Source organism: Hyphomonas pacifica (genome assembly GCF_000682675.1).
Lineage (GTDB): Bacteria > Pseudomonadota > Alphaproteobacteria > Caulobacterales > Hyphomonadaceae > Hyphomonas > Hyphomonas pacifica.
Genome location: NZ_AWFA01000058.1, coordinates 1 through 5,518, shown reverse-complemented (window position 1 = coordinate 5,518; position 5,518 = coordinate 1). Strand labels below are relative to the sequence as shown.

Sequence of the window (5,518 nt, the reverse complement as noted above, 5' to 3'; positions counted from 1 at the left end):
GATGGACCACCTCAGTGGGGCAGAGCAGGGCCGGGCCCCTTCATAATTGACGCACAAGCCGCTCTGGAGGCCTGGGTGGAGCAAGACACACTCCCAAAATACCTGACGGGACGACATATCGAGCAAGATGGCAGCACGGCATATTCCCGCAAGATCTGCCCCTATCCGGAAATAGCCGTTCATGATGAAAGCGGCTCAAGAACAGAGGCTGCAGCGTTTAATTGCGAGGCCGGCACCCCTGCGGATATTGAACCGCCTGCAGAGATATATGTGAGATGAGCAGCTTGAAAGCACAGCTTTTGGTACCGCCTTCATCAGAGACACGCAGAAATAATGATACGAAGGAGAGGACATATGACGACCTTTAAAAGGCTGGCCCTAGCCAGCGCAGCAACGTTTGTCTTGGGCGCCTGCGCAACCGCCCAGAGTACGCCGGACTTCCCCCTGGAGCGGGCAAAAAAGACCTCCGCGCAAATGGTTGGAGAAGAGCGCGTTCAATTGACTTGGGGCATCATGCCACTTGCAATCGGCGATGGCACTGAAATTCCTGAAGACGCCATACCTGGCGCCGGATATATCTCCGGCATTCCGCGCCTGGGTGTGCCTGCCCTCAAGGAAACAGATGCCAGTCTAGGCGTTTCCTATGTGGGCGGCTTGCGGGGCGACTACTCAACGGCCCTCCCCTCTGGCATGGCGCAGGGTGCAACCTTCAATACGGATCTGATTGAAATCGGGGGCGCAACCATTGGTAGAGAGGCCCATTCCAAAGGCTTTAATGTGCTTCTTGCTGGCGGCATGAACCTTATCCGCGACCCCAGAGGGGGGCGTACCTTTGAATATCTCGGCGAAGACCCGCTTCATTCCGGGCTCATGGCCGCCGCTTCCGTCAGAGGCATTCAGTCCGAACACGTTATTTCCACGCTCAAGCATTTTGCCCTCAACGATCAGGAAACCGGTCGGCATTTCGTAGACATCAAAATCGACGATGACTCTGCTCGCGAAAGTGACCTGCTTGCCTTTCAGATCGCGATAGAGAAAGGGCAGCCGGGTTCGATCATGTGCGCTTATAACAAAGTGAATGAAGACTATGCCTGCGGCAATAACTATCTACTTAACAGCGTCCTGAAGGAAGACTGGGGATATAAGGGCTGGGTGATGTCAGACTGGGGCGCCGTTCACGGGCTTGAGGATGCATTGAATGGACTGGACCAGCAGTCGGGCTCACAGCTGGATAAAGATCTCTTCTTCCATGACAAACTACTTCAGGCAGCAGAGACCGACCCCGCCTATGACGAGCGTCTCACAGACATGAACGAGCGCGTCCTGTGGGGTATATATTCCGTAGGTGTGGATGCAAACCCGCCCGTTATCCGTGACATTGACTTTGATAAGAATGCCCACACGGCTCAAAAGGTCGCTGAAGAAGGCATCGTTCTTCTGAAGAACGATAATGGCACACTACCATTGACTGGAGATGAGACACGTATTGCTGTGATCGGAGGATATGCCGATTCAGGTGTCCTGTCTGGCGGCGGTTCTTCCAACGCACAAACGGAAGGCGGCCCCGCCCTAGCACTGCCCCTTGGCGGCGACGGTCCGTTCGCTATGTTCATGACGGAGAGCTATCACCGCTCAGCGCCGTTAAAAGCACTGAAGACCAAAGCCCCCGAGACGACCTTCTCATACCGACGAGGCGACTATATCGCGAATGCTGTTGAAACCGCCAAAAATTCAGACGTGGCCATCATTTTCGCCACCCAATGGATGACGGAAGGAATCGATGTCGCTTCGCTTGCCTTGCCGAGAGGTCAGGACGAATTGATTTCGGCTATCGCCAAAGCCAATCCGAACACAATTGTTGTGCTGGAAACGGGCGGGCCAGTCGACATGCCATGGATTGATGAAGTCGCTGGCGTCGTCGAAGCCTGGTATCCGGGTATGCGAGGCGCTGAAGCCATCGCCAACATATTGTATGGAGATGTAAACCCGTCAGGCCGTCTGCCAGTGACCTTCCCCAAAAGTGAAGATCAGCTGCCGCGTCCAATGCTGGATGGTTTCGACATGGACATTCCCAGCTTTGCGCCACATTCGGATACAATTCCCCTGGAAGTCGACTATTCCATCGAAGGCTCTGATATTGGCTATCGCTGGTTCGCAAAAAAACGCATCGAGCCACTCTTCCCGTTTGGCTACGGGCTCAGCTACACGTCATTTGCGCAAAATGATCTGTCCATCTCAGGAGATGCCACTAAGTTGTCTGCCTCACTCTCTGTGACCAATACCGGGGATCGCGCCGGTATGGTAACGCCTCAAGTCTATCTTGTTTCAGTGAACGGAGAAACGAAGCAAAGACTTGTGGGATTCAGCAAGGTCGATCTGGCTGCGGGCCAAAGCCAGCAGGTAAACCTTGTGATTGACCCGCGCATCCTGGCGGAGTGGGAGAATGATGGCTGGTCGCTTGCTGCAGGAGACTACAGCTTCGCCATCGGCAACAATGCTGCAGATCTTAAAACTCCCGTCACAGTTTTCTTGCATGCCCGGCAGTGGACGGACTAAAAGCCTACCAATTCCGCCCTGACCAGAAAAATTATCTCCTGGTCAGGGCTAATCCCCATCTTCATGATATTGCCTTGGGCTTACGGCAAACAGCCTGGGTCACACTTGATCGCATTCGCGGTTCCTTTTTGAACAGGCCCCTATCAGACTACATTCACCCGCCTCTTGAAGACTGCAGGTTCATGTCTCCACCTGCACACCAGCAGCTCACCCGGCAGTGGACGAATGGCCTGACAGGATGTTATGCATCTAATCGTTGCAAATGAAATTAATCTGAGGCCGTTATTACTACCTCAGAGGTGCTCGATTCCAGGAGATTCTCATGACAAAATCCGCCCTCATCGCCAGTGCTTCGGCGTTCGCTTTGCTTGCCATTACGTCGTGTGAGAGCACTGAGGACGTAACAGGCCGCGAAGGCCAGATGGAGCAAATGCAGGATTCCATGGATGATATGGCGCAGGTGAACGAAGACGACACCTACAGGGTCCTTCTCCAAGAATGGAAGGGCCCGTATGGCGGTGTTCCCCCCTTTGACAAGGTCGAAGTGTCCATGTTTCAGCCTGCCCTTGAGGCAGCGATAAAAAGCGCCCGCGGCGAGATTGACGCCATTGCCTCACAGACGGATGCACCGACCTTTGACAATACAATTCTGGCAATGGAGGAATCAGGCGACGAGCTTGATCGGGTTGGCACAATCTACGGAATATATGCTTCGGGACTGAGCAGCCCTGCCGTGCAGGAAGTCCAGCGTGAAATGGCTCCGAAGCTCGCGGCTTTTAGCGATTCAATCTACCAGAACAAAGCCCTTTATGATCGCATTGAGGCAATTTACAAGGGGGATGGCTATAACGCTCTCACCCCGGAACAACAACGTCTTGTCTGGGACTATTATACAGACTTCGCGCGCGCCGGTGCTGGTCTGGATGATGCAGACAAGGCGCGTGTCGCCGCGATCAATCAGGAGCTTGCCTCCCTCTACACGACATTCTCCAACAACCTTCTCCATGATGAGGAGGCCTATGTCACCTGGCTCACCGAAGACCAGATTTCCGGTCTGCCGGAATCTGTCATTAGTGCTGCAGAGTCAGCCGCTGAGTCACGTGATAATGAGGGCGGCAAGTATGCCATTCTGAATACGCGCTCCTCCATGGACCCGTTCCTGACCTATTCCGACAATCGCGAGCTGCGTGAGAAAGTGTGGAACACCTATTACAATCGTGGCGATAATGGCGACGCCTATGACAACAATCAGCTGATTGCTGACATCATGAAGCTGCGTGCGGAACGCTCCAAGCTTCTAGGTTATGACAACTATGCCGCCTGGTCGATTGAAAAGGCCGTAGCGAAGACACCCGATGCCGCCATGGAGCTGATGCTGAAGGTCTGGCCTGCTGCAAAGGCCAAGGTGGCCGACGAAGTGGCCGCCATGCAGGAAGTTGCGGATGCGGAAGGCGCGGACATTACGATCGCGCCCTGGGATTATCGCTATTATGCAGAAAAGGTCAGGCAGGCCGACTATGATTTCGATTCCGAGGAAGTAAAACAATACCTGCAGCTGGAAAAGCTGCGTGAGGGCATGTTCTGGATGGCCGGCGAGCTGTACGGCTTTGAGTTTCAGCCCGTTGAAGACGTTCCCGTCTTTCATGAAGACGTACGCGTCTGGGAAGTCCTGCGGGAAGGCAAGCATGTCGGCCTTTGGTATTTCGACCCCTATGCCCGTTCCGGAAAGCGTTCGGGAGCATGGATGAATGCTTACCGTTCACAGAACAATATCGACGGCTTCACCACGCCAATCGTTTCCAACAATTCCAATTTCGTCAAGGGCGCTCCCGGAGAGCCAATCCTGATCTCATGGGATGATGCGTCCACTCTGTTCCACGAGTTTGGCCATGCCTTGCACGGGCTGAATTCGAATGTTACCTATCCCTCGCTTGCGGGCACTGCAGTGCCACGGGATTATGTCGAGTTCCCTAGCCAGGTTCACGAGAACTGGCTGCCAACTCCGGAAATCCTACAACGCTTTGCGCTTCATATGGACACTGGTAAGCCAATCCCACAGGAACTGGTGGAGAAGATCGAGCGGGCCGCCAATGCCCGTCAGGGATTTGACACAACTGAATATCTGGCCAGTGCCCTGGTAGACATGAAGGTTCACACCATGACAGATTTCACGGACTTTGACGCGGATACGTTCGAGCGTGAAACCCTGGTGGAGCTGGGTATGCCGAAAGAACTGCCCATGCGTCACCGCATGCCGCAATTTTCTCACGTCTTTTCCGGCGAAGGCTATGCCGCTGGCTATTACGCCTATCTCTGGGCGGACACTTTCAGCGCAGATGCATGGGAGGCTTTTGAGGAAGCTGGCGGGCCCTATGACAAGGCAACCGCCGCGAAGTTCCGCAAATGGATCCTCTCGGTTGGGAACACGATAGATCCATCAGAGGCGTATGTGAAGTTCCGGGGGCATGGCCCAGACACAAACGCGCTGATGCGTGACCGTGGCTTTGGTGTACAGGATGAAGCGAACGGTGATACCGGAATGGATGCCGGCGGAGTTAAAAACTAAGGATGGCGTCCGCCTAGCCTGCTTTGTGCAGCCGAGCATATGTGAAACTGCTACCACAATTGCTTATGACCATGACGAAACCCATATCTGGTGCATAGTCATGGTCTTCGCACATCTTGCCTGATGGCTGATTCTGAGACGCGGCACTTCCTAAGGATTCCCTCTCCCATCATGCAATGGACTTCATGTGACAGAAGGCCAGCAAGCCGAACGCATATCTTATACCGTTCTTGATCCGGTTGCGGGGAGGACGTGCGGGTAAGTCAGCTTTAAACACTGTATTCCGCATAACTCTTCATCCCTGCGGCATAGTATACTTGTTATGGTGACGTCTCATGACGGGCCCATGAGACGTGCTCTATGATTTGTGACCTGAGCCCCAAATGGTCCCGCATT

3 protein-coding genes are annotated in these 5,518 nt (G+C 54.0%); all 3 read left to right on the top strand.

The features are described 5' to 3' along the window. Nucleotides 1-279 (top strand): tannase/feruloyl esterase family alpha/beta hydrolase (locus HY2_RS17205; RefSeq protein WP_146617212.1); only part of this gene is annotated, 279 nt, incomplete at its 5' end. 75 nt (nucleotides 280-354) lie between these two features. After that, a complete protein-coding gene (locus HY2_RS14485; protein ID WP_034828888.1) occupies nucleotides 355-2,556 on the top strand; it encodes a beta-glucosidase in 2,202 nt (733 codons plus the stop codon). Nucleotides 2,557-2,878: 322 nt separating this feature from the next. After that, entirely contained in the window at nucleotides 2,879-5,122 is a 2,244-nt protein-coding gene (locus HY2_RS14480) for a M3 family metallopeptidase (protein ID WP_081815082.1), read from the top strand. Nucleotides 5,123-5,518 lie beyond the last annotated feature (396 nt).

What these genes read in the sequence shown, in the direction of transcription:
- HY2_RS14480 (WP_081815082.1), top strand. Translation starts at nt 2,879, where the DNA reads ATGACAAAATCCGCCCTCATCGCCAGTGCTTCGGCGTTCGCTTTGCTT.
- HY2_RS14485 (WP_034828888.1), top strand. Translation starts at nt 355, where the DNA reads ATGACGACCTTTAAAAGGCTGGCCCTAGCCAGCGCAGCAACGTTTGTC.